This window comes from Crenobacter sp. CS_VA4 (assembly GCF_055597485.1).
Genome location: NZ_JBVMAE010000010.1, coordinates 20,310 through 45,796, shown reverse-complemented (window position 1 = coordinate 45,796; position 25,487 = coordinate 20,310). Strand labels below are relative to the sequence as shown.

General features: G+C 64.3%; 26 protein-coding genes. 21 read left to right on the top strand and 5 right to left on the bottom strand.

All coding sequences use genetic code 11. From position 1 onward, the window contains the following. Positions 1–5: 5 nt before the first annotated feature. Positions 6–893 (bottom strand): 16S rRNA (cytidine(1402)-2'-O)-methyltransferase, encoded by an 888-nt coding sequence (rsmI, locus tag ACZ2IA_RS11245; RefSeq protein WP_470292672.1) that lies wholly within the window; start codon positions 891–893, stop codon positions 6–8. Between rsmI and ACZ2IA_RS11240 the strand changes: the two genes are divergently transcribed. From ACZ2IA_RS11240 to ACZ2IA_RS11225, 4 genes are read left to right on the top strand one after another with little or no spacing between them, the layout of a single operon-like run. Further along, on the top strand, positions 894–2,027 hold the full coding sequence (locus tag ACZ2IA_RS11240; protein WP_470292671.1) for a penicillin-binding protein activator: 1,134 nt from the start codon (positions 894–896) through the stop codon (positions 2,025–2,027). Next, complete coding sequence (locus tag ACZ2IA_RS11235; RefSeq protein ID WP_470292670.1) at positions 2,024–2,359, top strand: YraN family protein; 336 nt, start codon at positions 2,024–2,026, stop codon at positions 2,357–2,359. Before ACZ2IA_RS11240 ends, ACZ2IA_RS11235 begins: the two co-directional genes overlap by 4 nt. A gap of 21 nt (positions 2,360–2,380) precedes the next feature. Continuing rightward, positions 2,381–2,971, top strand: a complete 591-nt coding sequence (locus ACZ2IA_RS11230; protein ID WP_470292669.1) for a phosphoheptose isomerase — start codon at positions 2,381–2,383, stop codon at positions 2,969–2,971. Positions 2,972–2,973: 2 nt separating this feature from the next. Beyond that, positions 2,974–3,570, top strand: a complete 597-nt coding sequence (locus ACZ2IA_RS11225; RefSeq protein WP_470292668.1) for a BON domain-containing protein — start codon at positions 2,974–2,976, stop codon at positions 3,568–3,570. Between the two features lie 78 nt (positions 3,571–3,648). On the opposite strand, the gene ACZ2IA_RS11220 is transcribed toward ACZ2IA_RS11225, so the two are convergent. The 4 genes from ACZ2IA_RS11220 to ACZ2IA_RS11205 all read right to left on the bottom strand — a co-directional run bounded on the left by ACZ2IA_RS11220 (position 3,649) and on the right by ACZ2IA_RS11205 (position 7,463). Further along, the gene (locus ACZ2IA_RS11220) at positions 3,649–4,794 is read right to left on the bottom strand and encodes an EAL domain-containing protein (RefSeq protein ID WP_470292667.1); all 1,146 of its coding nucleotides are present in this window, start codon (positions 4,792–4,794) and stop codon (positions 3,649–3,651) included. Between the two features lie 143 nt (positions 4,795–4,937). Continuing rightward, entirely contained in the window at positions 4,938–5,882 is a 945-nt protein-coding gene (locus ACZ2IA_RS11215; RefSeq protein ID WP_470292666.1) for a Tim44 domain-containing protein, read from the bottom strand. A 70-nt stretch (positions 5,883–5,952) separates the two neighbouring features. Beyond that, a complete protein-coding gene (tsaA, locus tag ACZ2IA_RS11210) occupies positions 5,953–6,645 on the bottom strand; it encodes a tRNA (N6-threonylcarbamoyladenosine(37)-N6)-methyltransferase TrmO (protein WP_470292665.1) in 693 nt (230 codons plus the stop codon). A gap of 68 nt (positions 6,646–6,713) precedes the next feature. Beyond that, complete coding sequence (locus ACZ2IA_RS11205; RefSeq protein ID WP_470292664.1) at positions 6,714–7,463, bottom strand: GNAT family N-acetyltransferase; 750 nt, start codon at positions 7,461–7,463, stop codon at positions 6,714–6,716. 197 nt (positions 7,464–7,660) lie between these two features. Here ACZ2IA_RS11205 and mnmG point away from each other — a divergent pair, with 197 nt between their 5' ends. From mnmG to ACZ2IA_RS11120, 17 genes are all read left to right on the top strand, one after another. After that, positions 7,661–9,556, top strand: coding sequence for a tRNA uridine-5-carboxymethylaminomethyl(34) synthesis enzyme MnmG (gene mnmG, locus ACZ2IA_RS11200; RefSeq protein ID WP_470292663.1), 1,896 nt, complete (start codon positions 7,661–7,663; stop codon positions 9,554–9,556). Further along, complete coding sequence (gene rsmG, locus ACZ2IA_RS11195) at positions 9,553–10,179, top strand: 16S rRNA (guanine(527)-N(7))-methyltransferase RsmG (RefSeq protein WP_470292662.1); 627 nt, start codon at positions 9,553–9,555, stop codon at positions 10,177–10,179. The genes mnmG and rsmG overlap by 4 nt, the downstream gene beginning before the upstream one ends. Continuing rightward, positions 10,176–10,967 carry a ParA family protein gene (locus ACZ2IA_RS11190; RefSeq protein WP_470292661.1) on the top strand — a complete coding sequence of 264 codons (792 nt, stop codon included), beginning with the start codon at positions 10,176–10,178 and terminating at the stop codon, positions 10,965–10,967. The genes rsmG and ACZ2IA_RS11190 overlap by 4 nt, the downstream gene beginning before the upstream one ends. A gap of 3 nt (positions 10,968–10,970) precedes the next feature. After that, entirely contained in the window at positions 10,971–11,822 is an 852-nt protein-coding gene (locus tag ACZ2IA_RS11185) for a ParB/RepB/Spo0J family partition protein (RefSeq protein WP_470292660.1), read from the top strand. Between the two features lie 93 nt (positions 11,823–11,915). Further along, entirely contained in the window at positions 11,916–12,278 is a 363-nt protein-coding gene (locus ACZ2IA_RS11180; protein WP_470292659.1) for an ATP synthase subunit I, read from the top strand. 11 nt (positions 12,279–12,289) lie between these two features. Further along, a complete protein-coding gene (atpB, locus tag ACZ2IA_RS11175) occupies positions 12,290–13,105 on the top strand; it encodes a F0F1 ATP synthase subunit A (protein ID WP_470292658.1) in 816 nt (271 codons plus the stop codon). A gap of 71 nt (positions 13,106–13,176) precedes the next feature. Next, positions 13,177–13,470 (top strand): F0F1 ATP synthase subunit C, encoded by a 294-nt coding sequence (gene atpE / locus ACZ2IA_RS11170; RefSeq protein ID WP_470292657.1) that lies wholly within the window; start codon positions 13,177–13,179, stop codon positions 13,468–13,470. Between the two features lie 52 nt (positions 13,471–13,522). Then, positions 13,523–13,993 (top strand): F0F1 ATP synthase subunit B, encoded by a 471-nt coding sequence (locus ACZ2IA_RS11165; protein ID WP_470292656.1) that lies wholly within the window; start codon positions 13,523–13,525, stop codon positions 13,991–13,993. Between the two features lie 7 nt (positions 13,994–14,000). Next, positions 14,001–14,540 carry a F0F1 ATP synthase subunit delta gene (locus tag ACZ2IA_RS11160; RefSeq protein ID WP_470292655.1) on the top strand — a complete coding sequence of 180 codons (540 nt, stop codon included), beginning with the start codon at positions 14,001–14,003 and terminating at the stop codon, positions 14,538–14,540. A gap of 8 nt (positions 14,541–14,548) precedes the next feature. Further along, on the top strand, positions 14,549–16,093 hold the full coding sequence (atpA, locus tag ACZ2IA_RS11155; protein ID WP_470292654.1) for a F0F1 ATP synthase subunit alpha: 1,545 nt from the start codon (positions 14,549–14,551) through the stop codon (positions 16,091–16,093). 53 nt (positions 16,094–16,146) lie between these two features. Next, a complete protein-coding gene (atpG, locus tag ACZ2IA_RS11150) occupies positions 16,147–17,013 on the top strand; it encodes a F0F1 ATP synthase subunit gamma (RefSeq protein WP_470292653.1) in 867 nt (288 codons plus the stop codon). 45 nt (positions 17,014–17,058) lie between these two features. Further along, positions 17,059–18,453, top strand: a complete 1,395-nt coding sequence (gene atpD / locus ACZ2IA_RS11145) for a F0F1 ATP synthase subunit beta (RefSeq protein ID WP_470292652.1) — start codon at positions 17,059–17,061, stop codon at positions 18,451–18,453. A 15-nt stretch (positions 18,454–18,468) separates the two neighbouring features. Further along, positions 18,469–18,891, top strand: a complete 423-nt coding sequence (locus ACZ2IA_RS11140) for a F0F1 ATP synthase subunit epsilon (protein ID WP_470292651.1) — start codon at positions 18,469–18,471, stop codon at positions 18,889–18,891. A gap of 86 nt (positions 18,892–18,977) precedes the next feature. Next, positions 18,978–20,339: a bifunctional UDP-N-acetylglucosamine diphosphorylase/glucosamine-1-phosphate N-acetyltransferase GlmU gene (gene glmU / locus ACZ2IA_RS11135; RefSeq protein WP_470292650.1), complete on the top strand. Its 1,362-nt coding sequence runs from the start codon at positions 18,978–18,980 to the stop codon at positions 20,337–20,339. Positions 20,340–20,447: 108 nt separating this feature from the next. Further along, on the top strand, positions 20,448–22,277 hold the full coding sequence (gene glmS, locus ACZ2IA_RS11130; protein ID WP_470292649.1) for a glutamine--fructose-6-phosphate transaminase (isomerizing): 1,830 nt from the start codon (positions 20,448–20,450) through the stop codon (positions 22,275–22,277). 145 nt (positions 22,278–22,422) lie between these two features. Further along, entirely contained in the window at positions 22,423–23,283 is an 861-nt protein-coding gene (locus ACZ2IA_RS11125) for a TnsA endonuclease N-terminal domain-containing protein (RefSeq protein ID WP_470292648.1), read from the top strand. 1 nt (position 23,284) lies between these two features. Continuing rightward, on the top strand, positions 23,285–25,477 hold the full coding sequence (locus tag ACZ2IA_RS11120) for a TnsB C-terminal domain-containing protein (RefSeq protein WP_470292647.1): 2,193 nt from the start codon (positions 23,285–23,287) through the stop codon (positions 25,475–25,477). Positions 25,478–25,487: the final 10 nt, after the last annotated feature.

The window sequence follows — 25,487 nt, the reverse complement described above, 5'->3', positions numbered from 1 at the left end:
AGTGCTTAGCGCTTCAGCGTCAGCGCAAAGTCGTACAGCTGTTTCTTAGGCGCGCCGGTGATCTGCGCGGCCAGCTGCGCCGCCTGCTTGGTCGGCAGCTCGGCGGCGAGCAGCGCGATCACCCGTTGCGCCTCGGCGTCGAGGCCGGCCTCGTGCTCGATCGGCGGGGCGGCGTCGATCACCAGCACGATTTCGCCGCGCTGCTGGTTGCTGTCGGCCTCGACCCAGGCCAACAGTTCGGCGGCCGGCAGCCGCTTCAGCGTCTCGAAGGTCTTGGTCAGCTCGCGGCCGAGCAGCAGCACGCGCGCGTCGCCCAGTTCGGCGGCGATGTCGCGGAGGGTGTCGACGATGCGGTGCGGCGCCTCGTAGAGCACCACCGCGTAGTCGGCGTCGCGCCATACGCCCAGCTGGCGGCGGCGCTCGCCCGATTTGGCCGACAGGAAGCCGGCGAACAGGAAGTGCGGCGTGGTCAGGCCGCTGGCCGACAGGGTGGCGACCACCGCGCTGGCGCCCGGTACCGGGCTGACCCGGTAGCCGGCCTGCCAGACCGCTTCGGCCAGGCGTGCGCCCGGGTCGGATACCGCCGGGGTGCCTGCGTCGGACACCTGCACCACGATCTTGTCGTCGGCGAGCCAGCGGATCACCTGCTCGGCCATGCCGCGTTCGTTGTGCTCGCGCACGCTGACCAGCTTGGCCGTCACGCCGTAGGCGGACAACAGCTGGCCGGTGACCCTGGTATCCTCGGCGCACACCACGTCGGCGACCTGGAACGCGGCGATGGCGCGGGCGCTGATATCGGCCAGATTTCCAATGGGGGTGGCCACCACATATAATGTGCCGCGAGAGAAACTGTCCCGGGTCGAATCAATCAAGTGAGCAAACGAAGTATGCAAATGCTGGCTCCACTGCTGGTTGGGGTGATGATGACGTGGCTGACCGCCGCCGTGGCGCAAACGCCCGACTATATCACCCAACAGAACCAGCTGCCGCTGCAGACGTTCGGCCAACCGGCTCCGCGGCCGGCGGACGCCTTGCCCAAGCGCATCGATCCCGGTTTCGCACCCGGCAGCCAGCCGCTGCCGCCGGTCGCACCGGTGCGACCGGCCAGGCTGCCGAAGATCGTGCTGATGCTGCCGACCGAATCGAAGCTGCTCGGCGACGCCGCGATGGTGGTGAAGAACGGCTTCGACGCCGCGGCGGCAGCGGACCAGGCCGCCAACGTGGTGTTCCTCGCCAGCGAGGACGGAGCGGCCGTGACGCAGTACCGCGAGGCGCTGGCGCAGGGCGCCAACGTGATCGTCGGGCCGCTGACCCGGCCGGCGATCGCCGCGGTGGCGCCGCTGGTGAGCGTGCCGACGCTGGCGCTGAACAGCCTGGACGCCGGTATCAAGGCCAACCCGAAGCTCTACAGCCTGTCGCTGACGGTGGAGGGCGAGGCGCAGCAGATCGCCGAACAGCTGCGCGACGACGGCCGGGCCAGTCCGCTGGTGATCGGCAACGACGACCCGCTGTCGCAGCGGCTGGCACAGGCGTTCGGCGCCGAGTGGCGCCGGCTGACCGGCACGCCTGCGGCGCAGTTCGACGTCGGCCGCGCCGCGCCGGAGCAGCTGACCGCGTTGGCGGCGCAGCACGACGCGCTGTTCTTCACGATGGGCGCGGCCGAGACCGTGCAGGCGCGCGCGCTGACCAGCCCGGTGCTGCCGGCCTACGCCGGTTCGCAGATCAATGTGCGCAGCCCCGACCCGGTGCTGCGCGGCATGCGGGTGATCGACATGCCGTGGTTCCTGATGCCGCAGCACCCGGCGGTGCAGCGCTACGCCCGGCCGGCGCTGCCGCTGACCCGACAGACCGAGCGCTTGTACGCCCTGGGCATCGACGCCTACCGGCTGGCGGTGCAACTGGCTGGCAAGACGTCGCCTGCCGCGCTGCGTCTCGACGGTGTCACCGGCGACCTGCGCCTGGGCCGCGACCGCCAGTTCATCCGCCACCAGCCGCTGGCGGTGATCGGCACCGAGGCGTTGCAGTGAACAAGACCGGTCAGGCCGCCGAGCAGCGTGCGCTGGAGTTCCTGACCGGACACGGCTTGAAGCTGGTCGAGCGCAACTGGCACTGCGCCGGCGGCGAACTCGACCTGGTGATGCGCGAGGGCGCCGCCTGGGTGTTCGTCGAGGTGCGTCACCGGGCTTCGGCCAACTTCGGCGGGGCGGCGGCCAGCATCACGCCGGCCAAGTGCCGGAAACTCGTGCACGCCGCCCAAGTCTACCTAACCAGCAAGGGCATCGATGCGCCGTGTCGCTTCGATGCCGTCCTGAGCGAAGGGCAGGGGCAACCCGTCTGGCTCAAGAACATCATCGCGTAGGAATACGCGCAAGGGATACGCATGGACCTGATCGAACGCGTCAACGGACATTTTCTGGAAAGCATCGCCGCCAAGCAGGAGTCGATGGAACTGCTGTCGCCGGCGGTGGCCGTCGCCGCCGAGCGGATGGTGGCCTGCCTGATGAACGAGGGCAAGATCCTCGCCTGCGGCAACGGCGGCTCGGCCGCCGACGCGCAGCACTTCGCCGCCGAGATGGTCGGCCGCTTCGAGAAGGAGCGCCCGGGCCTGGCGGCGATCTCGCTCGCCACCGACAGCTCGGCGCTGACCGCGATCGGCAACGACTACGACTTCGACATGGTGTTCTCCAAGCAGGTGCGCGCGCTCGGCCATCAGGGCGACATCCTGTTGGCGATCTCCACCTCGGGCAATTCGGCCAACGTGATCGAGGCGATCTACGCTGCGCATGAGCGCGGCATGAGCGTGATCGCGCTGACCGGCAAGGACGGCGGCAAGATCGCCGAACTGTTGTCGCCGGAGGATCTGCCGCTGAATGTGCCGGTCGACCGCACCGCGCGGATCCAGGAGGTGCACATCCTGCTGATCCACGCGCTGTGCGACGCGATCGACTGCATGTTGCTCGGGGGGGAATGAGGATGAGACAACGTAGCTATGCCATGCTGCTCGGCGCGCTGCTCGCCACCACGCTGAGCGGTTGCCTGCCGCTGATCGCCGGCGGGGCCGCCGGCGGTGCGATGGTCGCCACCGACCGCCGCACCAGCGGTGCCTACGTCGACGACCAGTCGATCGAACTGAAGGCGGAAAGCCAGATCAGCGACCGGCTGCCGTCGGCGCACGTCAACGTCACCAGCTTCAACCGCGCCGCGCTGATGACCGGCGAGGTGCCGTCCGAGGCGGCCAAGCAGCAGGCCGAACTGTTGGTGCGCGCGCAGCCGAACGTGCGCAAACTGTACAACTACACCGTGGTCGCGCCGGCTTCCAGCCTCTCCGAGCGCAACAACGACACCTGGATCACCACCAAGGTGCGCACCAATCTGCTCAACGGCAAGGGCTTCCCGTCCAGCCAGGTGAAGGTGGTGACCGAGCGCGGCGTGGTCTACGTGCTGGGCCTGTTGACCCAAGCCGAAGGCGAGGCGGCGGCGCAAGTGGTCAGCCAGACCGCCGGGGTGCAGAAGGTGGTGACGCTGTTCGAGCCGATCAGCGAGATCCAGCCGGCCGCCGGCGCGCAGTAAACGCTTCGGCCGAGGTTGGCCGAACGGCAGACAAAACGGGCAGCCCGCGGGCTGCCCGTTGTCGTTGCTGCGACGGGATCAGTGTCTGACCAACAGGTCGGTACACAACACGTGTAGCGTCTCGTCGATCTCGATCGCCATCGACAGCGTTATGCAGCGGCGGGTGTCGGTCATCGACAGATACGGCTCGCTCATATACAGCACGCCCGGCTGGTCGATCGCGTGCTGGAAGTAGGCGCGGCGCGACCAGATTGCGCCGGTAGTATCGGCCAGCGGCGAGAACTTGTCGTCGCGGTTGCCGTTGCCATTGCCGTTGCGCTGGCGGTTCAGGTTGCCGCCGAGCTGGCGGCCCTCCTGGTCGAGCAGGAAGGCACGGGTGACATCGGGCAGCGCCAGCATCGGCGTGGCGGCCTGGGTGAACGGCGTGCCCTGCATCAGCGCGATCGCCGATTGCACGAAGGCCTGGCGTGCCAGTTCGAGGTGGCGGCGGGTCAGCTTGCGGGTCAACAGCTCGCGGTTCATCAGCTGGTCCCAGCGCGCGTCGATGCGCGGCGTGATCGCGGCGTCGTCCTCGGGCGTGGCGACCGGTGCGGCCACGTAATCGCCCTGGACCAGATCGCAGCCGGATTCGAGTGCGATCAGCAGATCGTCCTCGCTATGGACCCCGGTCAGCACGACCAGTGCCCCCATTTCGTGCATCAGGTGCACCAGCCTGGTGAGCAGGTTGCGGTTGCGGCCGGGTTCGGCGGCGCTTTTCAGCAGCGACTGGTCGAACTTCACCATGTCCGGTTCGAGCTGGCTGAGCCGCTCCAGCCGGGTCGAACCGACGCCGAAGTCGTCGATCGCCAACAGATAGCCGGCCTGCTTCAGCGTCGCCAGTTGCTTGATCAGCCCGGCGTCGCGTTCCAGTGCCGCGTCGCTGACTTCGACCACCACCCGGTGTGGTGGTAGCTGGCTGGCGTCGAGCGTGGCGAGCAGCGTCGTCAACGCTTCCGGGCCGACCAGCGTGGCGGGGGCGGGCTTGATGATCAGCCAACGGGGGATGTTGTCGAGCTCGGCAAATTCGCGGCACAGGCTGGAAATCAGGCAACTGCTAGGGTCCTGGTTGGGGCCGCTGCTTAGCGCCTCTAGCCCGACGCTGCGCCGGTGCGACAGGCTGTAAATCGGCTGGAAGCGGCAGTTCACCGGGGCGGGCGAGCCGTGCTCGGGGGGCGGGGTGCTCATGTCTTCAGTCCTCACATCCTGAGTTTTATAGTTATATCCAGCAAAATGCATTCCAGTGTAGACCAGTTAAGTGACAATTTAACTGTCCAACAAAAAACGGACGCCGTGGAGCGTCCGTTGACAAGGGGAGGGCTGGGCGTGGCTCAGTCCTGCTGGATGCCGGCGACCAGCCACTTGCCCTGGGTGCCGGCGTCCTTGATGTAGTGCCAGGTCTCGGCAAACGGCTCGGCCGGGGCGTTGACGCTTTCGCTGACCGTGCCGGAGAAGCGCACGCTGGCGATGTAGCGACCGGCTTCCTCGACCGCCTCGATGATCTGGCAGTCGAGCGACGGGAAGTCGGCTAGGTCGTTGTTGCCGGCGATGTCGTCGCGCAGCGCGGTGAACAGCTCCGGCGTCATGTACTTGCGCACCTCCTCGACCGCTTCCGGCGAGTTCAGGCTCTGCAGGTGCAGGAAGGTGGCCTTGGCCTGGCGCAGGAAGTTCGGCACCTCGGTGCCGTCCGGCAAACGGGTCAGGTTGGCCGAAGCGTAGCCGGCGACCCCGCCGCCGATGCCGCTGCCGGCGCCCAGGCCGGAGCCGATCTTCGGGATGGTGCCGAAGCTGGTCGGCTGCTGTTGCGGGGCCTCGTAGTTGAGCGGGCCGCCGGCCGGTTGCGGCTGGCCGTAGCTGCCGGCACGGGCCATCGCCTGCGCGTTACGGCGACGCAGGAACATCACGCCGCCGACGATCAGCAGACCGAACAGCGCGATGGTGCCCCACGGCAGGCCTTGCTCGGCCGGCTGGCCGGCGGCGTTGCCCGAGGCGTTGCCGCTCATCGCCTTGCCGAGCATATAACCGCCCACCGCACCGGCGGCGCCGGCGGCGATCGCGGTGCCGACGCCCGGGCCCTTGCGCTGCGGTGCAGCCTGAGCTGGCGCCTGGGCCGGCTGGGCCGGGGCGGCGTACGGTTGTTGGTAACTTTGGGTCGGCGCGGCACGGCGCATCCCCGAGCTCTTACCTTTGCCCATGCGGGCCGCGTCGGCAATCGGCGCAGCCAGCAGTGACACCAGGGACAAGGCCAGAATGGTGGTCTTGGCGCGAGTTGTCATGACGGAGTTCTTTCTATGAATTATGGATAGGCTCCGCATAGACAGCCGGAACAGGACTAAGTTCGGGGCGTCAGCGACAGATTTCAAGCACTTGCACGCGGTTTCCGGCGACGCGAAAGCGCACGTCGAAGCGGTCGAGTCGCACCCCGTAGACCCGTTCCGGGTCGTCCTGATAGGCGGGGCGCGGGTCCTGCGCCAGCACCTGCTCGATCAGCTCGACGAAACCGGCCGGCGCGTCAAAGGCGGCGGCGAGGTCGGCGCGTGCCTGCTCGCTCCATTCCACCGCCAGTGCCGGCGGCGGGCCGTCGACGAAGCCGCCCAGTGCGGCCGGGCGGGCCTCGACGAACGGGATATACGGCTTGATGTCGAGCACCGGCGTGCCGTCGAGCAGGTCGGCGCCGCCGAGCAGCAGCCGCACGCCGTCCACGGTGTCGATGCCGAGCAGCTCGACCAGCGACAGCCCGAGCGGGTTGGGGCGGTGCGTCGAGCGGCTGGCGAACACGCCGACCCGGGCGTTGCCGCCGAGTCGCGGCGGGCGCACCAGCGGCGTCCAGCCGCGCGCGGCGGTTTCATGGAACACGAAGCTGATCCACACATGCGAAAACGCCTCGAGGCCGCGCACCGCGTCCGGCTGATCGAACGGCGGAACGAGTTCCAGCGTGATCCGCGCCGCCGGCACCAGCGACGGTTGGCGCGGGATGCCGAACTTTTCCTTGTACGGCGAATGGATGACGCCGATCGGCGTGAAGGTGACGGGCTGCATGAGCGGCATTGTAGCAGCCCAAGGTTGGCCGAACGGCGTTCGGCCAACCTTGGGGCGGGGGAGGGGGCTTAAGCGACGAAGTGCTGGTTGTAGCGCTGCGTCAGCTTGGCCATCGGCAGCAGCATGAAGAAGTCGGCGCAGTTGAAGTCCGGGTCCCAGGCCGGCTCGCCGCCGACGAAGGCGCCGGCGCGCAGATAGCCCTTGATCAGCGGCGGCATCGGCGCCGGCGCGGCGTCGTCCTGCACCCGCTCCAGCGGCAGCGGCAGGTGCGGGAACACCCTCCACTCGGCCGGTGCCAGGTGCTGTGCCTCGATCTGCCGGTACAGGCTGACCGCCTGGTGGCCGCCGTCGGCGAGGCTGACGCTGGCACAGCCGGCGAGATACGCGCCGCCGCGCTGCTGCACATAGTCGGCGAGGCCGGCCCACAGCAGGGTGATCACCGCGCCGGAGCGGAAGTCCTTGTGCACGCAGGAGCGACCGCACTCGATCAGCTGCTCGCGAATGTTGGCCAGGCGCGACAGCTCGAATTCGTGTTCCGAATACAGGCTCGGCGCCTGGCGCGCCGCGTCCGGCGGCAGCATCCGGTAGGTGCCGACCACCATGCCGCTGGCCGGGTCTTCGACGATCAGGTGGTCGCACAGCGCGTCGTAGTCGTCGACGTCGAGGCCCAGGTGCGCCGAGGCGAGCTTGGCGCCCATTTCTTCACCGAACACGTTGTAGCGCAGCTTCTGCGCGCGGCGCACGTCGTCGGCGCCGTCGGCGAGGCGCACCGTCAGCCGGGCACGTTTGCGCGGGGAAAGTTGTTCGTCCAGCAGCATGGCTAAGCCCTCCTCGTGGTATAGGGCTCATGCTAGGCAGTGCGTTTGACGCCACCGTGTCGCTTCGGTGACGCGATCATGACGCGCCGGTGACCGGTCTATGACAGGAAGCGCCGTCAAATCAGCCACTTACCCGGTTCGGTCGATTTGGCGTACAATGACGGGTTACTTCAATTCCCGCTCTTTGCTGATCAGCCATGATTTACCCGACGACATACGACGTGATAGTGGTGGGCGGCGGCCACGCCGGCACCGAAGCGGCCCTCGCCAGCGCGCGGATGGGTCGCAAGACCCTGCTGCTGACGCACAACATCGAGACCCTCGGCCAGATGTCGTGCAACCCGTCGATCGGCGGCATCGGCAAGGGGCATCTGGTCAAGGAAGTGGATGCCTTGGGCGGCGCGATGGCGCTCGCCACCGATATCGGCGGCATCCAGTTCCGCACGCTGAATGCCAGCAAGGGCCCGGCGGTGCGGGCCACCCGCGCGCAGGCCGACCGGGTGCGCTACAAGGCGGCGATCCGCCATATGCTGGAAAACCAGCCGAATCTCGACCTGTTCCAGCAGCAGGTCGACGACCTGATCGTCGAGGGCGACCGCGTCACCGGCGCGATCACCACCATCGGCATCCGCTTCATCGCGCGCGCGGTGGTGCTGACCGCAGGTACCTTCCTGTCCGGCAAGATCCACGTCGGCCTGGAAAACTACACCGGCGGCCGCGCCGGCGATCCGGCGGCGCTGACGCTCGGCGCCCGGCTGCGCGAGCTGGCCCTGCCGGTCGGTCGCCTCAAGACCGGCACGCCGCCGCGCATCGACGGGCGCAGCGTCGACTTCTCGGTGATGGAAGAACAGCCGGGCGACACGCCGGAGCCGGTGTTCTCGTACCGCGGCAATGTGGCGATGCACCCGAAGCAGCTGCCGTGCTGGATCACCCACACCAACGAACGCACCCACGAGATCATCCGCTCCGGTTTCGACCGCAGCCCGATGTTCACCGGGGTGATCGAGGGCGTCGGCCCGCGCTACTGCCCGTCGATCGAGGACAAGATCAACCGCTTCGCCGACAAGGACAGCCACCAGGTGTTCCTGGAACCGGAAGGCCTCGATACCCACGAGTTCTATCCGAACGGGATCTCGACCAGCCTGCCGTTCGACATCCAGCTCGCCGCGGTGCGCTCGATCCGCGGCATGGAGAACGCCCATATCCTGCGCCCCGGCTACGCGATCGAGTACGACTACTTCGACCCGCGCGCGCTGAAGAGCACGCTGGAGAGCAAGGCGATCGCCGGGCTGTTCTTCGCCGGCCAGATCAATGGCACCACCGGCTACGAAGAAGCGGCCGCGCAGGGCCTGCTCGCCGGCCTGAACGCCGCCCGCCATGCCTTCGAGGAAGAGGGTTGGGCGCCGCGCCGCGACGAGGCGTACCTGGGCGTGCTGGTCGACGACCTGACCACCCGTGGCGTGTCCGAGCCGTACCGGATGTTCACCAGCCGCGCCGAATACCGGCTGCAGTTGCGCGAAGACAACGCCGACCTGCGCCTGACCGAGGTTGGCCGAGCCCTTGGTTTAATTGGTGATACACAGTGGGACAGCTACTGCCGCAAGCGCGACGCGGTCGAGGCCGAGAAGGTGCGGCTGAAGGCCACCTGGCTGCACCCGTCGAAAGTCGCCGACATGACGGCGCTGGAAAGCCTGCTCGGCAAGGCGATCGAGCGTGAATACACACTGGCCGACCTGCTGAAGCGTCCGGATGTGCGCTATGAACAGCTGATGGCGCTGCCGGAAGCCGGCGGCGCGGTCGACGATCCGGCGGTTGCCGAGCAGGTGGAAATTCAGGTCAAATATCAAGGCTATATCGACCGCCAGAACGAAGAGCTGGCGCGCCGCGACCGGCTCGATGACGTCGCGCTGCCGGCCGATATCGACTACAGCCTGGTCAAGGGCCTCTCCAAGGAGGTCCAGCAGAAACTCAATCAGCACCGCCCGGAAAACCTCGGGCAGGCGTCGCGCATCTCCGGCATCACGCCGGCCGCGGTGGCGCTGTTGGTGGTGCACCTGAAACGCGGCTTCGCCGACGCAAAAAAAACAGCATGACAACGACACAAGAATTGCAACAAGGGATCGCGGCGCTCGGCCTGGAGCTGGACGCCGCGCAGATCGACCAGCTGCAGGGCTATCTGGCGCTGCTCGGCAAGTGGAACCAGACCTACAACCTGACCGCGGTGCGCGAAGCGGATCGCATGGTCAGCTACCACCTGTTCGACAGCCTGAGCCTGGTGCCGAAACTCGCCGGCGGCACGCGCCTGCTCGACGTCGGTTCCGGCGGCGGCATGCCGGGCATCCCGGCGGCAATCGCCCGCCCGGACCTGACCGTGGTGGTGCTCGACGCCAACCACAAGAAGACCACCTTCCTGCGCCAGGCGGTGATCGAGCTCGGCCTGACCAACGTTACCGTGGTGACCGAGCGGGTCGAGCTGTACCAGCCGGAGCAGAAGTTCGACCGTATCACCTCGCGCGCCTTCTCGGAGTTGGCCGAATTCGTCAAACTGACCCGGCACCTGTTGGCCGACGGCGGTCAGTGGCTGGCGATGAAGGGCGTGTATCCTTACGAAGAAATCGCCCAGCTGCCGGCGGACTTGCGCGTGGCCGAAGTGCTGCCGCTGACCGTGCCAGGGCTGGACGCCGAACGACATCTGGTGAGAGTGGAGAACGCATGAGTGCACGCGTGATCGCGGTAGCGAATCAGAAGGGTGGGGTCGGCAAGACCACCACCGTGGTCAACCTGGCAGCCGGGTTGGCCGAACGCGGACGCCGCGTGCTGATCGTTGACCTCGACCCGCAGGCCAACGCTACCACCGGCAGCGGCATCGACAAAGGCCGGTTGCAGGCCGGCATCTACCAGGTGCTGCTCGGCGACGCCAGCGTCGCCGAGGCGCGCCACGAGGCGAAGGAGGGCGGCTATCACGTGCTGCCCGCCAACCGCGACCTCGGCGGCGCCGAAGTCGAGCTGGTCAACGAGCTGGCGCGCGAGGCGCGGCTGAAGAATGCGCTCTCCGAGGTGCTCGACGACTACGACTACGTGCTGATCGACTGTCCGCCGTCGCTGACCCTGCTGACGCTGAATGGCCTGGTTGCCGCCGACAGCGTGCTGGTGCCGGTGATCTGCGAGTACTACGCGCTCGAAGGCATTTCCGACCTGATGGCGACGCTGCGCAAGGTGCGCATCGCGGTCAATCCGAAGATCGACATCGTCGGCGTGCTGCGCACCATGTTCGGCGCCCGCAACAACCTGTCGCACGAGGTGTCGGCGCAGCTGTTCAGCCATTTCAAGGACAAGGTGTTCGACACGGTGATCCCGCGCAATGTGCGCGTCGCCGAGGCGCCCAGTCACGGCCTGCCGGCCATCATCTACGACCGCGCCGCGCGCGGCTCGCAAGCCTACCTCGCGCTGGCCGACGAACTGATCGCCCGCGTCGAACCCGCAACCCTCTCTGCAGCACACTGACCCATGGCCAAATCCAAAGGACTCGGTCGCGGCCTGGACGCGCTGTTCGGCTCGGCCGACGCGGCCGACGACCGCCTGACCTCGCTGCCGCTCACGGCGATTCGCCCCGGCAAATACCAGCCTCGCTCCCGGATCGGTGACGACGCGTTGGCCGAGTTGGCCGAATCGATCCGCGCCCAGGGCGTGATCCAGCCGGTGGTGGTGCGCGACCTCGGTCTCGGCGACTACGAACTGATCGCCGGCGAGCGGCGCTGGCGCGCCAGCCAGCTCGCCGGCCTGACCGACATCCCTGCCGTGATCAAGGCGGTCAGCGACCATGCCGCGCTGGCGATGGCGCTGATCGAGAACATCCAGCGCCAGGATCTCGACCCGATCGAGGAGGCGCGCGGCCTGCAGCGGCTGATCGACGAGTTCGGTCTGACCCACGATGCCGTGGCACAGGCGGTCGGCCGTTCGCGCAGTGCGGTGTCCAACCTGCTGCGCCTATTGCAATTGCCGGAACCGGTGCAGGCACTGCTTCATGACAAACGGCTGGAAATGGGGCATGCGCGGGCGCTGGTGACGCTGCCGGTGCTGCAGCAAGTTGCATTGGCGCAACAAGCGGCCGAACACGGTTGGTCGGTGCGCGAAATGGAGCGGCGGGTGCAGGCGCTGACCGAGCCCGGCATCGCCACCCCCTTGCGCAAGCTCGATCCGGACATCGCCCGGCTGGCCGAAAGCCTGTCGGAGCGGCTCGGCACCCGGGTACTGATCCGGCATGGAAATCGCGGCCAAGGCAAAGTGACGATCGAATACGGATCGCTCGATCAGTTCGAGATGCTGCTGGAAAAACTCCAATTGAAATCAATGGAGTGACTATTTCATTTGGTATTAAAAGTGCGATGGCAGCGATTTGACGCTAATCAATCTGTCTGTCTATAATCGCGTGATTTTTCTGGCTGGTAGCGCATGCGCAATCCTGAAATCAGACGCTTAGTGCGTCTGCAAGTCATGCTGACGGCGTGCGCCGTCCTCGCCAGTGCAGTGTTGAGCCATGGCAAATTGAGCGCAGTGCTTTCCGCCCTGATCGGCGGGGCCAGCGTAATAATCCCGGCTCTGATCTACGCAAGAATTGCTTACAAGCGCCGCCACGCCGCACCGGCGGAACTGCTGAAGGCCCACTTCGCCGCCGAGGCGGTGAAGTTTCTGCTCACAATCGTAATGTTTGGTGCGGCCTTCGCGTTTTTCAAGGATTTATCGGTAGCAGCACTGTTCGGCGGCTATATCGCCGCCGTGTCGGCCTACTGGTTCAAGCTTTTAGTCAAAAATTGAGAATATAAGCAATGGCAAGCAACGCGACTGACTATATCAAGCACCACTTGACGTTCTGGAACTCCAGCCATGAAGCCGGCGGCTTCTGGAGCCTCCATGTCGACACCTTCTCCATCTCGCTGCTGCTCGGCTTCATCTTCCTGGCGGTGTTCGCCGGCGTAGCCCGTCGCGCCAGCCTGGAAAACCCGGGCCGCCTGCAGCTGTTTGTCGAGATGGTCATCGACATGGTCAACACCCAGGTCAAGGAAGTGTTCCACCCCAAGAGCAAAGTGGTCGGCCCGCTGGCGCTGACCATCTTCTGCTGGGTGTTCATGATGAACTTCATGGACTTGTTCCCGGTTGATCTGTTCCCGATGGCGGCCCAGTGGATCGGCCACACCTTCTTCGGCATGGAGCCGCATCACGTCTACCTGCGCGTCGTGCCGTCCGCCGACGTGAACGCCACCTTCGCGATGTCGCTGTCGGTGATGATCCTGATCGTCGCCTTCTCGATCAAGGCCAAGGGCGCGGGCGGCTACACCAAGGAGCTGCTGACCGCACCGTTCCATGCCAGCAACCCGATCGGCGCGATCATCCTGGCCCCGGTGAACTTCATCTTCCAGCTGGTCGAACTGGTCGCCAAGCCGCTTTCGCTGTCGCTTCGTCTGTTCGGCAACATGTACTCGGGCGAACTGATCTTCATCCTGATCGCGCTGTTGCCGGTCTGGGGGCAGTGGGCGCTGGGCGCGCCGTGGGCGATCTTCCATATCCTGATCATTACCCTGCAGGCCTTCATATTCATGATGTTGACCATCGTGTACCTGAGCCTGGCGGTCGAAGCGCACTAAGCTGTCCCGATTTTGTTTAACGTTTCACCTTTTTACCAACCATCCTTGCTTTAAAGTCTTAGGAGATTTAAATGGAAGCACTCGTTTCTCAGATCCAGTCGATGACCGTACTGGCCGCAGCCCTGATCATTGGCTTTGGCGCTGTTGGTACCGCTCTGGGCTTCGCCATCCTCGGTGGCAAGTTCCTCGAGAGCTCGGTGCGTCAGCCTGAAATGGTTCCGGTTCTGCAAACCAAGCTGTTCATTATCGCTGGTCTGCTGGACGCGATCTCCATGATCGGTGTGGGTGTTGCGATGCTGTTCACCTTCAACAACCCGTTCCTGACCGCTGCTCTGGCCGCTGTTAAGGCAGGCGCTGGCGCCTAATTCCCCAGAAGTGGGACGGTTGTTGTAATCACACTCCTGGAGGAAAACAAGCGTGGAATTCAACGCAACACTAGTGGGTCAGGCGATCACCTTCGCCATCCTGGTGTGGTTCACCATGAAGTTTGTTTGGCCTCCGCTTACCAACATGATGGACGAGCGTGCCAAGCGCATCGCCGATGGCTTGGCCGCCGCGGAACGAGGCAAACAGGATCTCCTGGTTGCCGAGAAACGCGTGGCCGACGAGCTGAGCAAAGCCCGTCAGCAGTCGACCGAGATCATGCTGGGCGCTGAAAAGCGTGCCAACCAGATCGTGGAAGAAGCTCGCGAGACCGCACGCCAGGAAGGCGCGCGTCTGGTGGCTGACGCCAAGGCCGAAATCGATCAGGAAGTCCTGCGCGCTAAGGAAACACTGCGCGAACAGGTGGCTGTCCTGGCAGTGACCGGCGCGGAGAAGATCCTGCGCAAAGAAGTCGACGCTGCCAAGCACGCTGATCTGTTGGCCTCCATCAAAGCGGAGTTGTAATCAATTCATGGCAGAACTTACTACCGTAGCAAGGCCCTACGCCGAAGCGGTATTTAGCCTGGCCAACGAGCAACAACGCCTCGGCGCCTGGTCCGAGGCGCTCGCGTGGCTCGCTGCCATGGTGCAAAACCCGGCGGTGATCGAGTTTGTCACTGAGCCGAAACATACCGCTCAAGAGATTGAGGCGCTGGTGCTTAACGTGCTGGGTGGCGAGCGTGACACCGCCGAGGTGAAGAACCTAGTGGCCACGCTCATCGCCAATGGCCGCCTGTTGCTGCTGCCGGAAATTGCCACACAGTTTGAGCTGCTCAAGGCTAAAGCGGAGGGTGTGCTGGATGCTCTGGCAGAAACCGCCTTCCCGATGACCGGCGAACAGCAAGCCGACCTCACCGACACGCTTTCCAAGAAGTACGGCAAGACCGTACGTCTTGACGTGCGCGTCAGCCCCGAGTTGATTGGCGGGGTACGGGTGCTGGTCGGCGACGACGTGATCGATGCGTCGGTTCGCGGCAAACTGCACGACATGGCGGCTAGCCTCAAGAAATAGGAGAGATCATGCAGTTGAACCCCTCTGAAATCAGCGATCTGATCAAGGCCAAGATTCAGAACTTGGCCGAAGGCGCCGAAGTCCGTACCAAGGGTACGGTTATTTCGGTGACCGACGGTATCGTTCGTATCCACGGCCTCGCAGACGTGATGCAGGGTGAAATGCTCGAATTCCCGGGCAACACCTTTGGCCTGGCCATGAACCTGGAGCGCGACTCCGTAGGTGCCGTGGTGCTGGGCGAATACGAGCACATTTCCGAAGGTGACGAAGTCACCTGCACCGGCCGCATTCTGGAAGTGCCGGTCGGCCCGGAACTGATTGGCCGCGTGGTGAACGCGCTGGGTGAGCCGATCGACGGCAAGGGCCCGATCGAAGCCAAACACAGCTCGCCGATCGAAAAGATCGCCCCGGGCGTGATTGCGCGTCAGTCGGTAGACCAGCCGATGCAGACCGGCCTGAAGTCGATCGACTCGATGGTGCCGATCGGCCGTGGCCAGCGTGAGCTGATCATTGGCGACCGCCAGACCGGCAAGACCGCCGTGGCACTGGACGCGATCGTCAACCAGAAAGGCACCGGCGTCATTTGTATCTACGTTGTGATCGGCCAGAAGGCCTCGTCGGTCGCTAACGTGGTACGCAAGCTGGAAGAGCACGGCGCGATGGGTCACACCATCATCGTCGCGGCGACCGCTTCCGAAGCGGCCGCGTTGCAGTTCATCGCCCCGTACTCCGGCTGCGCGATGGGCGAATACTTCCGCGACCGTGGCGAAGACGCGCTGATCGTGTACGACGACCTGTCCAAGCAGGCCGTGGCTTACCGTCAGATCTCGCTGCTGCTGCGCCGTCCGCCGGGCCGTGAAGCCTACCCGGGTGACGTGTTCTACCTGCACTCCCGTCTGCTCGAGCGCGCTTCCCGGATCAACGCCGACGAAGTCGAAAAGCTGACCGGCGGCGCCGTGAAGGGCAAGACCGGTTCGCTGACCGCGCTGCCGATCATCGAAACCCAGGCCGGCGACGTGTCCGCGTTCGTACCGACCAACGTGATTTCGATTACCGACGGCCAGATCTTCCTGGAAACCGACCTGTTCAACTCGGGTATCCGTCCGGCGATCAACGCCGGTATCTCGGTATCCCGCGTGGGCGGTGCGGCGCAGACCAAGGTGATCAAGAAGCTCGGCGGTGGTATCCGTCTGGCGCTGGCTCAGTACCGTGAACTGGCGGCGTTCGCGCAGTTTGCTTCGGACCTGGACGAGACCACCCGCAAGCAGCTGTCGCACGGTCAGGTCGTGACCGAGCTGATGAAGCAGAAGCAGTACTCCACGCTGTCGACCGCCGAAATGGCGCTGACGCTGTGGGCGGTGAACAAGGGCTTCTACGAAGACGTGCCGGTGAAAAAGGCGCTGGACTTCGAAGCCGCCTTCCTGGCTTTCGTTCGCGCCAACAACGCCGATGTGCTCAAGGCCGTCAACGAGAAGGGCGACCTCTCGGGCGACAACGAGCAGGTGCTGGTCAAGGCGATGGAATCGTTCAAAGCCGGCTTCAGCTACAACTGAGTCTTTCGGCCAACGTAGACACTACTAGTTAGCCAAAGTGAAAGGTTCAGGACATGGCAGTCGGTAAAGAGATTCTCACCAAGATCCGAAGCGTGCAGAACACGCAGAAGATCACCCGCGCAATGCAGATGGTGTCGACCTCGAAGATGCGCAAGACGCAAGAGCGTATGCGCACTGCCCGTCCTTACGCCGAGAAGGTGCGCACGGTTATGGCGCACCTTGCTCAGGCCAATACGGACGTGGAACACCCTCTGCTGGCAACGCCTGAGACCATCAAACGTGCTGGCATCATCCTGATCACCACCGACAAGGGTTTGTGCGGCGGCCTCAACGCCAACTCGCTCAAGCGCTTCTTCGGCAAGGTGCAGGAACTCAGGGACGCCAACGTCGAAGTCGACGTGTGCTGCCTGGGTTCGAAGGGCCTGTCGGCCTGCCAGCGCGCCAAGATGAATATCGTGGCCAGCGCGATCCAGCTCGGCGATGTGCCGAAGATGGAAAAACTGATTGGCCCGCTTACGGTGCTGTTCAAGAAGTTTGCCGACGGCGAACTGGACGTGATTTACATCGTGTACTCCGGCTTCATCAATACGATGAGGCAGGAGCCGGTTATCGAGCAGCTGCTGCCGTTGACCCCGCAACACATGGTGGTCGAGCACACCCACTCCTGGGACTATCTGTACGAGCCGAATCCGCTCGCGGTCCTGGAGTTCCTGGTGCGTCGCTACCTGGAATCGGTGGTCTACCAGTCGATGGCCGAAAACATGGCCTCGGAACAGGCAGCGCGGATGGTGGCGATGAAAGCCGCCACCGACAACGCGGGTAGCGCCATCAAGCAGCTGCGACTTGTGTACAACAAGTCGCGCCAGGCGGCGATTACTACCGAGTTGTCCGAAATCGTTTCCGGCGCCGCCGCGGTGTAACCGTAGCGACAGCCTGTACAAGTTTATTGAGTTTAGGAACCGATAATGAGCCAAGGCAAAATCGTACAAATCATTGGCCCGGTCGTCGACGTGGAGTTTCCGCGCGACGCCATGCCAAAGATTTATGATGCCCTGAAGCTGGTCGACGGCGACCTGACGTTCGAAGTCCAGCAGCAGCTGGGCGACGGCGTGGTCCGCACGATCGCCATGGGCAGCTCGGACGGTCTGAAGCGCGGCATGAGCGTGACCAACACCAAGGCACCGATTACGGTGCCGGTCGGCAAGGGCACGCTGGGCCGCATCATGGACGTGCTGGGCAACCCGGTGGACGAAGCCGGTCCGGTCGTGACCGAACAGCGTCGCGCCATTCACCAGATCGCCCCGAAGTTCGACGAACTGTCACCGGCTTCCTCGCTGCTGGAAACCGGCATCAAGGTGATCGACCTGCTGTGCCCGTTCGCCAAGGGCGGTAAGGTGGGCCTGTTCGGTGGCGCCGGTGTGGGCAAGACCGTGAACATGATGGAGCTCATCAACAACATCGCCAAGGCGCACTCGGGTCTGTCCGTGTTCGCCGGCGTCGGTGAGCGTACCCGTGAAGGCAACGACTTCTACCACGAAATGAAGGACTCCAACGTCCTTGATAAAGTGGCAATGGTCTACGGCCAGATGAACGAGCCGCCGGGTAACCGTCTGCGCGTGGCACTGACCGGCCTGACCATGGCGGAACACTTCCGCGATGAGAAGGACGAGTCGGGCAAGGGTCGTGACGTGCTGTTCTTCGTCGACAACATCTACCGTTACACCCTGGCCGGCACCGAAGTATCGGCGCTGCTGGGTCGTATGCCGTCCGCGGTGGGTTACCAGCCGACGCTGGCCGAAGAAATGGGCCGTCTGCAGGAACGCATTACCTCGACCAAGACCGGTTCGATCACCTCGATCCAGGCCGTTTACGTGCCTGCGGATGACTTGACCGACCCGTCGCCGGCCACTACCTTCGCCCACCTGGATGCGACCGTGGTACTGTCCCGTGACATCGCAAGCTTGGGTATCTACCCGGCCGTTGACCCGCTCGACTCGACCTCGCGTCAGCTCGACCCGCTGGTCGTCGGTGACGAGCACTACTCGATAGCGCGCGGCGTGCAGGCCACCTTGCAGAAATACAAGGAGCTGCGCGACATCATCGCGATTCTGGGCATGGACGAACTGTCGCCGGAAGACAAGCTGACCGTGGCGCGCGCTCGTAAGATCCAGCGTTTCCTGTCGCAGCCGTTCCACGTGGCCGAAGTGTTTACCGGTTCGCCGGGCAAATACGTGCCGCTGCGCGAAACGATCAAGGGCTTCAAGGCCATTCTCAGCGGTGAATACGACCATCTGCCGGAACAAGCGTTCTACATGGTGGGTGGCATCGAAGAAGCTGCCGAGAAAGCCAAGAGTCTTTAACTAAGGAGACGGCTCATGGCCAAGATGCAGGTGGAAGTGGTTAGCTCCGAAGAGCAGATCTATTCGGGCGAAGCCGAGTTTCTGGTGGCTCCGGCCGAAGAAGGCGAAATCGGTGTCTACCCGCGTCACGTGCCGCTCCTGACCCGCATCAAACCGGGCGTGCTGCGCCTGACGGTGCCGGGTCAGGACAAGGAAGTCCTGGTCGCCGTATCCGGCGGCATGATGGAAGTGCAGCCTAGCCTGGTGACAGTGCTGGCCGACACGGCCATCCGCGGGACGGATCTTGACGAAGCGAAGGCCAACGAGGCCAAGCGGGCTGCCGAAGATGCCTTGCTGAAGGCGGCTGACGATCAGTCCACCGCCGCGGCTCACGCCGCGCTGGCGGTGGCGATCGCCGAACTGAAGACGCTCGACTACCTCCGTCGTCGTCCGCGTTAAAAGCACGGATTCGATTCGTGGTTATAATGGGCTACCCCTGCGGGTAGCCCATTTCTTTATTCTTCCTGGCTGTTCGATCTCAATCCATGGACCAACTCAGTATCGTCATTCTCGCTGCCGGCAAAGGCAAGCGCATGTATTCCTCCCTCCCCAAGGTGCTGCACCCGATCGGTGGCGAACCGATGCTGGCGCGGGTGATCGGCACCGCGCGCGCGTTGAAACCGGCGCGCATCGTGGTGGTGTATGGCCACGGCGGCGAGCAGGTGCGCGCGACGATCCGCGACGAGGACGTGCTGTGGGCCGAACAGACCGAACAGCTGGGCACCGGTCACGCGCTGAAGATGGCGCTGCCACACCTGCCCGAGACCGGCAAGACCTTGGTGCTGTACGGCGACGTGCCGCTGACCACCGCGACGACGCTGGTCGACCTGGTCGCCGCCGCCGGTGACGAAGCGAGCTTGTTGACCGACGTGCTCGCCAACCCGGCCGGCTACGGCCGCGTCGTGCGCGGCGCCGCCGGCATCGAGGCGATCGTCGAGGACAAGGACTGCAGCCCGGAGCAGCGGGCGATCACCGAGATCAACACCGGCATGCTGGTGCTGCCGACCGCGCGGGTGGCCGGCTGGCTCGGCGAGCTGAACAACGGCAACGCGCAGGGCGAGTACTACCTGACCGACGTGATCGCGCTGTCGGTGCGCGACGGCGTCACCGTGCACGGGGTGCGCGTCGCCGACAGCTGGCAGGCGGCCGGCGTCAACAACAAGCTGCAGTTGGCCGAACTGGAACGCATCCTGCAGCACAACCAGGCACGCGAGCTGCTGCTCGCCGGCGTGACGCTGGCCGACCCGGCGCGGATCGACGTGCGCGGCACACTGACCCATGGCCAGGACGTGAGCATCGACGTGAACTGCGTGTTCGAGGGCAAGGTCGAATTGGGCGACCGAGTGAGCATCGGCGCGCACTGCGTGCTGAAGAACGTCACCATCGCCGCCGGCACGCAGATCGCGCCGTTCTCGCATCTGGAAGACGCGGTGGTCGGCGCCGGCTGCAGGATCGGCCCATACGCCCGACTGCGTCCGGGCGCAACGTTGGCTGAACGGGTGCACATCGGCAACTTCGTCGAGGTGAAGAAGAGCAGCATCGGCGTCGGCAGCAAGGTCAATCACCTGAGCTATATCGGTGACGCGGCGATCGGCTCGGGCAGCAATATCGGCGCCGGCACCATCACCTGCAACTACGACGGGGTGAACAAGTTCAAGACCGTGATCGGCGACCAGGCCTTCGTCGGCTCCGGTACGATGCTGGTCGCGCCGGTGACGGTGGAAGACGGCGCCACCATCGGCGCCGGCTCGGTGATCAGCAAGACCGCGCCAGCCGAGGCGCTGACCGTGGCGCGCGCCCGTCAGGTGACCCTGGCCGGTTGGCAGCGCCCGCAGAAGAAGCAGTAAGGCTCTGGCATAATGGCGGTTTCGGCCAAGGGCGGGGTTCGCCGCCTGGCCGGCGCAGAATAATTTGATGATTTTTGCCGGGGCGTTGCCCCGAACGAGGATATTTCCATGTGTGGCATTGTCGGTGCGATTGCAGCGCGTGATGTGGTGCCGGTACTGGTCGAAGGCCTGAAGCGCCTCGAGTACCGCGGTTACGATTCGGCCGGTGTGGCCGTCCTGGATGGCGACCAGATCCGCCGCGTGCGCCGGGTCGGCCGCGTCGTCGAGATGGAGAACGCCGCCGCCGCTGAAAACCTGCATGGCCAGCTCGGCATCGGTCACACCCGCTGGGCGACGCACGGCGGCGTCACCGAGCCGAACGCGCACCCGCACGTCTCGCACGACCGGATCGCGGTGGTGCACAACGGCATCATCGAGAACCACGAAGAGCAGCGCGAGCGGCTGAAGCAGCTCGGCTACAGCTTCACCTCGCAGACCGACACCGAAGTGATCGCCCATCTGGTGCATCACTACTATAAGACGTCGGCCAACCTGTTCGAGGCGGTGCGCCGTGCGGTGCGCGAGCTGACCGGCGCCTACGCGATCGGCGTGATCGCGCTCGACCGTCCGGACGAGCTGATCTGCGCACGGATGGGCTGCCCGCTGCTGGTGGGCCTCGGCGAAGGCGAAAACTTCATCGCCTCGGACGTGTCGGCGATCCTGTCGGCCACCCGCAAGGTGATCTTCCTGGAAGAGGGCGACATCGGTCACCTGACCCGCGACGGCGTCAAGCTGGTCGACCTGCACGACCAGCCGGTCGAGCGTGCCGTACACCTGTCCGACGTGTCGCTCGCCTCGCTGGAGCTCGGCCCGTACAGCCACTTCATGCAGAAGGAAATCCACGAGCAGCCGAAGGCGCTGTCCGACACCATCGAAGCGGTGCTCGACGCCGGTTTCTCGGCCAATCTGTTCGGCCAACGTGCCGCCGAGATCCTGCCGCAGCTCTCCGGCGTGAAGATACTCGCCTGCGGCACCAGCTACTACGCCGGGCTGACCGCCAAGTACTGGATCGAGAGCATCGCCGGCGTGCCGTGCGACGTCGAGATCGCCAGCGAATACCGCTACCGCGACGCCTGGGCCGACCCGCAGCACCTGGTGGTGACCATCTCGCAGTCGGGCGAAACGCTCGACACCATGGAGGCGCTCAAGTACGCAAAGCAGCTGGGCCACCGCAACGCGCTGTCGATCTGCAATGTGCGCGAGAGCGCGATCCCGCGGGCGTCGGAACTGGTGTTCTACACTCGTGCCGGCGCCGAGATCGGCGTCGCCTCGACCAAGGCGTTCACCACCCAGCTGGTGGCGCTGTTCACGCTGGCGGTGACGCTCGGCAAGCAGCGTGGCCGAGTGACGGTCGAGCAGGAAGCGGGCTTCCTCGACGACCTGCGCCACCTGCCGGGCAGCGTACAGCACGCGCTGAATCTGGAGCCGCAGATCAAGGCCTGGGCCGAGAAATTCGCCGCCAAGGATCACGCGCTGTTCCTCGGCCGCGGCCTGCACTACCCGATCGCGCTGGAAGGCGCGCTGAAGCTGAAGGAAATCTCCTACATCCACGCCGAAGCCTACCCGGCCGGCGAGCTGAAGCACGGTCCGCTGGCGCTGGTCGACAACACCATGCCGGTGGTGGTGATCGCGCCGAACGACAGCCTGCTGGAAAAGGTGAAGTCGAACATGCAGGAAGTGCGTGCGCGCGGCGGCGAGCTGTTCGTGTTCGCCGATCTCGACAGCCACTTCAGCGAGTCGGAAGGCGTGCACGTGATCCGCACCCCGCGCCATGTCGGCGTGCTCAGCCCGGTGGTGCACGCGATTCCGGTGCAGATGCTCGCCTACCACGCGGCGCTGGCGCGCGGCACCGACGTCGACAAGCCGCGCAACCTGGCCAAGTCGGTCACGGTCGAATAAGCGCAAGGTTGGCCGAAAGATATTGTTGTGAACAAACAATAGAATTTGACACAACACAATATAATTTGACACAAAACAATAGAACTTGACACAAATCGCCCCCGACCTATAGTCCCGGTAAGCTGTTGATCTACCGGAGGTTATGGTGAGGGGGCGTCGTTTTCTCACCCAAGCGGACATCGATCGCTACATCGCGCAGGGCTACGGCCAGGGTGAAGGAGAACGCTACAAGCCTTGGGTGCGTGTCCAAGACGTGCCTTCCCACGGTCGGTCGCGCCAGGTGCCTGGGATCAAGGTCGACCGTGTCTATCACACCCTCTCTGACCTGGAATACGCCTACCTGCTGGTGCTGGAGTTTTCCGAGCAAGTCGTCGATATCCGGGAGCAATACCCGTTGCTGCCGGTGGAGTCAGCCCAGCGCATCGCGGCTGAGCGCGGCATCGACTATCCCCGTTACGTTTCGACCCGCGTTCCCTTTGTCCTGAGCACAGACTTCCTGGTGACCTACCTCGACGACCAGGGGTTAAGGCGTTTGGCTGCTAGAGCAGTGAAGTATCAGGCCGACATTTCCCCTGGGAATCCCGATGTGCAGCGCACGCTGGAGAAGCTCGAGATCGAACGGGAGTTTTGGGGGGCGAATGATTGGCAGTTGGTGACCGAGGCCTGTATCGGTAAGGAAACGCTCCACAATCTCGCGTGGCTCAGCGAAGGCGCCTTGACTCCCGCCGACCTCGGCGGGGCGGAGCTCCGCCTGCCGTTCCTCGAGGTGCTCGAAGACCTGTCCGGAAGCGAGCGCATGCTGTCCTCCCTGTTGCGGACGGCGGGGAACGCGGTTCACCTCACCTACCCCCAGGCGATCGCCTTGTTCAAGCACTTGGTCTGGATCAAGACCATCCGATTCGACCTGCGTACCCAGCCGCTCAAACTGACGCAGCCAACTCCCTTGCTGACGTTCCACCGCGATGATGGGGCGGCATCCGCTTCGGCATCTCCTCGAGTGGCTTGAGATGAGCTTTCAACCGGTCGTCAACGAGGTGTTCGAATCGGTGAGCGGCGAGGCGCCCTTCGATATTCCCGCTCGTATTCTGTGGCTGGACCGCGAAGCCGGATTCGTCACCTTCATCTCCATCGAAACCCCGCCGAGGAAACCTTGGGTACTCGCGTTAGAGAGTGTGAAGGCACGGTTCGAGTCGGGAGATCTACGTCCTGTCCAAGTGGCGTCGCCGCCATTCATGTTGGCGGTCGAGGAATCATTGCCCGAGCATGCTAAAGAGACCCGGGACCGTAACTGGAGACGGATCCAGCCGCTGTTGCAGGCCAAGGTGCAGGGTCTGATTTTCTATCCAAGGATGCTGGGACAGATGGTCTCCTCCTGTGCCAAGGAGCAAGGTGTCCCTCGTAAAACCCTCTACCGCCTGCTGTATCGCTACTGGCTCTATGGCTCGCTCCAGAATGCCTTGCTGCCCGATCGATTCCGCAGTGGGGCACCGGGGAAGGAAAGGACATTCCAGGATGGAAAGCAGCCAGGGCGACCAACGCGCTACCTTGGCGAAATCTTGGCGCTCAAGAAGGGGATCCTGACCGAGTTCGATAAGCAGGCGATCAAAATCGGTTTTGCCCTTTACGCACATGGCAAGACTGCAACGATCGCGGACGCGTATCGAAAACTGCTTCAGCATTTTTATCGGGCTGAGAAGCCGCTCAGTGGTGGCGAGAGCGGTGAAGTTGAATTGCGCCCCCTGTCGGAATTGCCTTCGAAACGACAGTTCGAGTATTGGGGCAAGAAGGCCTTTGACGATATCGCGGTGCTGCGGGGGCGACGCGGCGAACGGAACTGGGAACGGGAGAACCGCGGGCTGAGAGGTCGTGCCCGTGAGGGGGTGACAGGTCCCGGCCAGCGTTTTGAGATCGACGCCACGGTGGCGGATGTCTACCTGGTCAGCCGCTATCGTCGTGACTGGATCATCGGACGGCCGGTGGTCTATGTCGTGGTCGACGTATTTTCCGGCATGATCGTCGGGGTGTTCATCGGGCTGGAGGGGCCGAGTTGGGACGGGGCGCGGCATGCGCTCTTCAACGCCTTCACCGACAAAGTGGCCTTCTGCCAGGCGCACGCTATCACGATCACCCCCGAGGATTGGCCTTGCCATTACTTTCCAAGGGAACTGGTTGGGGATCGAGGAGAAATGCTGGGGGCAGATGCACAAGCTGCGCTGGTCAAAGGGTTACGGGTGACCCTGATCAGCACGCCGCCTTACCGACCGGACTGGAAAGCCATCGTGGAGAGTCGCTTCCGGCTCCTGAACCAGACGGCCCATATTCACTGGATCCCGGGCGCGGTGCGCGATCGTATCAAGGTATGCGGGGAGCGCGATGTTCGCCTGGATGCGACGCTGGATCTGGAGCAGTTCACACAAATCATCATCCGCAGCATCCTCCATTACAACCAGCATCATTGGCTGCCCGACTATCTGGATGAGGACATGATCCGGGATGGGGTGGAGCCAGTGCCGATCAAGATGTGGAACTGGGGTCTCCAGCAAGGTCTGGCCCAGCCGAATCTTCTACCGGCCGAGTCGATCTACCTGCATCTTTTGCCCCATACCAAGGGCTCGATCCAGGCCGGCGGGATTGCGGTGCGGGGCATGCTCTATACCTCCGCAGAGGCGGTCGCGGCCAACTGGTTCGCGCGGGCCAGGAACAAAGGGCGTACGTCGATTGAAGTCTGGTACGACCCCTGGTCGACCGAATACATCTGGCTACAGGGCCAGGACAAGTCTTTCATGCGCTGCCAGCTTCGGGCCTCCGAGACGCGGTATCGAAATTTCCGCTTGGAGGAAGTGGTCGACATGCTGGCGATCATCGAGCAGGTTCCTCCTGCGGAACGGCACTCGACGCTCGAAAGCGCCTCGAGCTTGGACAAGCACATCAATACGATCGTCAAAGCGGCCCGGAAGCAGAAGGCGGCGGACAAGACCTCCGTTTCTGCGGCGAAACGCGTTGCAGGAATCCGCATTCACAGGCTCATCGAACGGTGGATCGAACGTGGGCATCTGAATGCGCTGCTGCACCCGGCCAAACCCGTGCCGCCGGTTGAGCCTTCAACACCGCCATCCGGTTCAGGGCTGGCGAGTTCCTATGCGGGCGAACGCAGTGCCAAAGTGGTCGATCTGCTCGCGCATTTGCGACGGAAGAAATAGGAGGGCTCAT

Coding starts and splice junctions, on each gene's coding strand:
- ACZ2IA_RS11240 (WP_470292671.1), top strand. CDS start 894: ATGCTGGCTCCACTGCTGGTTGGGGTGATGATGACGTGGCTGACCGCC.
- ACZ2IA_RS11230 (WP_470292669.1), top strand. CDS start 2,381: ATGGACCTGATCGAACGCGTCAACGGACATTTTCTGGAAAGCATCGCC.
- ACZ2IA_RS11225 (WP_470292668.1), top strand. CDS start 2,974: ATGAGACAACGTAGCTATGCCATGCTGCTCGGCGCGCTGCTCGCCACC.
- ACZ2IA_RS11220 (WP_470292667.1), bottom strand. CDS start 4,794: ATGAGCACCCCGCCCCCCGAGCACGGCTCGCCCGCCCCGGTGAACTGC.
- ACZ2IA_RS11215 (WP_470292666.1), bottom strand. CDS start 5,882: ATGACAACTCGCGCCAAGACCACCATTCTGGCCTTGTCCCTGGTGTCA.
- tsaA (WP_470292665.1), bottom strand. CDS start 6,645: ATGCAGCCCGTCACCTTCACGCCGATCGGCGTCATCCATTCGCCGTAC.
- ACZ2IA_RS11205 (WP_470292664.1), bottom strand. CDS start 7,463: ATGCTGCTGGACGAACAACTTTCCCCGCGCAAACGTGCCCGGCTGACG.
- mnmG (WP_470292663.1), top strand. CDS start 7,661: ATGATTTACCCGACGACATACGACGTGATAGTGGTGGGCGGCGGCCAC.
- rsmG (WP_470292662.1), top strand. CDS start 9,553: ATGACAACGACACAAGAATTGCAACAAGGGATCGCGGCGCTCGGCCTG.
- ACZ2IA_RS11190 (WP_470292661.1), top strand. CDS start 10,176: ATGAGTGCACGCGTGATCGCGGTAGCGAATCAGAAGGGTGGGGTCGGC.
- ACZ2IA_RS11185 (WP_470292660.1), top strand. CDS start 10,971: ATGGCCAAATCCAAAGGACTCGGTCGCGGCCTGGACGCGCTGTTCGGC.
- ACZ2IA_RS11180 (WP_470292659.1), top strand. CDS start 11,916: ATGCGCAATCCTGAAATCAGACGCTTAGTGCGTCTGCAAGTCATGCTG.
- atpB (WP_470292658.1), top strand. CDS start 12,290: ATGGCAAGCAACGCGACTGACTATATCAAGCACCACTTGACGTTCTGG.
- atpE (WP_470292657.1), top strand. CDS start 13,177: ATGGAAGCACTCGTTTCTCAGATCCAGTCGATGACCGTACTGGCCGCA.
- ACZ2IA_RS11160 (WP_470292655.1), top strand. CDS start 14,001: ATGGCAGAACTTACTACCGTAGCAAGGCCCTACGCCGAAGCGGTATTT.
- atpA (WP_470292654.1), top strand. CDS start 14,549: ATGCAGTTGAACCCCTCTGAAATCAGCGATCTGATCAAGGCCAAGATT.
- atpG (WP_470292653.1), top strand. CDS start 16,147: ATGGCAGTCGGTAAAGAGATTCTCACCAAGATCCGAAGCGTGCAGAAC.
- atpD (WP_470292652.1), top strand. CDS start 17,059: ATGAGCCAAGGCAAAATCGTACAAATCATTGGCCCGGTCGTCGACGTG.
- ACZ2IA_RS11140 (WP_470292651.1), top strand. CDS start 18,469: ATGGCCAAGATGCAGGTGGAAGTGGTTAGCTCCGAAGAGCAGATCTAT.
- glmU (WP_470292650.1), top strand. CDS start 18,978: ATGGACCAACTCAGTATCGTCATTCTCGCTGCCGGCAAAGGCAAGCGC.
- glmS (WP_470292649.1), top strand. CDS start 20,448: ATGTGTGGCATTGTCGGTGCGATTGCAGCGCGTGATGTGGTGCCGGTA.
- ACZ2IA_RS11120 (WP_470292647.1), top strand. CDS start 23,285: ATGAGCTTTCAACCGGTCGTCAACGAGGTGTTCGAATCGGTGAGCGGC.